This window comes from Defluviitalea phaphyphila (assembly GCF_001466305.1).
Classification (GTDB): domain Bacteria; phylum Bacillota; class Clostridia; order Lachnospirales; family Defluviitaleaceae; genus Defluviitalea_A; species Defluviitalea_A phaphyphila.
In genome coordinates, this window is record NZ_JWID01000070.1 from 1 (window position 1) to 1,270 (window position 1,270).

1 protein-coding gene and 1 CRISPR repeat array are annotated in these 1,270 nt (G+C 30.7%); the gene reads right to left on the minus strand.

Annotated features, from left to right (window positions below):
* Positions 1–75 precede the first annotated feature (75 nt).
* A CRISPR array of direct repeats spans positions 76–573; the repeat unit is 31 nt; unit sequence AGTTTCAATTCCTTATAGGTAGGCTAGAAAC.
* A 373-nt stretch (positions 574–946) separates the two neighbouring features.
* The gene (locus OM90_RS12975; RefSeq protein WP_207643877.1) at positions 947–1,111 is read right to left on the minus strand and encodes a hypothetical protein; all 165 of its coding nucleotides are present in this window, start codon (positions 1,109–1,111) and stop codon (positions 947–949) included.
* Positions 1,112–1,270: the final 159 nt, after the last annotated feature.

Here is a 1,270-nt window from a genome sequence, read left to right on the forward strand (position 1 = left end):
AGTTCATATTAAATATAAGAAATTTATCATAAATAGAAACTTAAAAAAGTCGGCAAAAGCCGACTTTTTTTGTGTAATTTCAATTCCTTATAGGTAGGCTAGAAACTTTTGCTTGCTTCCCAGCTGTTTCAGTAGCGTTACCGTTTCAATTCCTTATAGGTAGGCTAGAAACTTTGTGGTGGGAGTCTGATATGTTTGAATGTCATGACTCGTTTCAATTCCTTATAGGTAGGCTAGAAACTGACGATGACGTGTTTGTTATACAACGCAAACACGAGTTTCAATTCCTTATAGGTAGGCTAGAAACATCCAAGCAAAATTAAAAGCTCCAAAAAATCAATAGTTTCAATTCCTTATAGGTAGGCTAGAAACAATATCTTAAAGAATTTGTTAACAAATGCACATCTAAAGTTTCAATTCCTTATAGGTAGGCTAGAAACACAAATACTTATAAAAGAAAAAGAAAAAGACCTGTCAGTTTCAATTCCTTATAGGTAGGCTAGAAACTTCGACAATATCGAAATCCCGGGAATCATCACAGGAGTTTCAATTCCTTATAGGTAGGCTAGAAACCCATTGGGTTGCTGTATTTATCGCTATTTTATATTTTCTACGTCTTTTTAAAAATTCCTTCTTTTTTTATGTATTTTTTTATAAAATGTTTATTTTTCGGGGGTTGTGGGCTAAATTAAATTGTCGTCGATCCCCCGGGATTTTTTCCCTACTGGAGGTNATTTTTCGGGGGTTGTGGGCTAAATTAAATTGTCGTCGATCCCCCGGGATTTTTTCCCTACTGGAGGTCGACGACTTTTTTAATTTTACAAATCCATTTTTATTCCATTATTTTTAAGTCAGTTTTTTCTATCTTTATAATCTATAATATTTTCACTTAATTTGTTAAGTTACATATAATTATTTAAAGCAATATAAGCTTTTAAATCTCGACTTAAATTCCTTCCCTAATAGTTAAATTTAAGAACATAGGGAAAATATTTAAAAGCGTTCTATTCCCTAGAAGTTCTTCCATAAATGGAATAGGTGTTTCTACATCTAATATTTTAATTGCTATTATAATATTTGATTTATCTAAAGCGTTAGCCCCATCAAACATGCAGCTTTTTAAAATTCTATTAGGTGAAACATTTGTATCCACAAGAAATTTATAGTTTGTTTTTTAAAATCTAATCTCTTGTGCTAGTTAATTAAAATATATGGATAATATATCCAGTTAGAAAAGTTAAAAAGTCTCTACCCATATAATTATAAATTA

Excerpts from the sequence above, each read along its gene's own strand:
- OM90_RS12975 (WP_207643877.1), bottom strand. The coding sequence starts at position 1,111 with ATGTTTGATGGGGCTAACGCTTTAGATAAATCAAATATTATAATAGCA.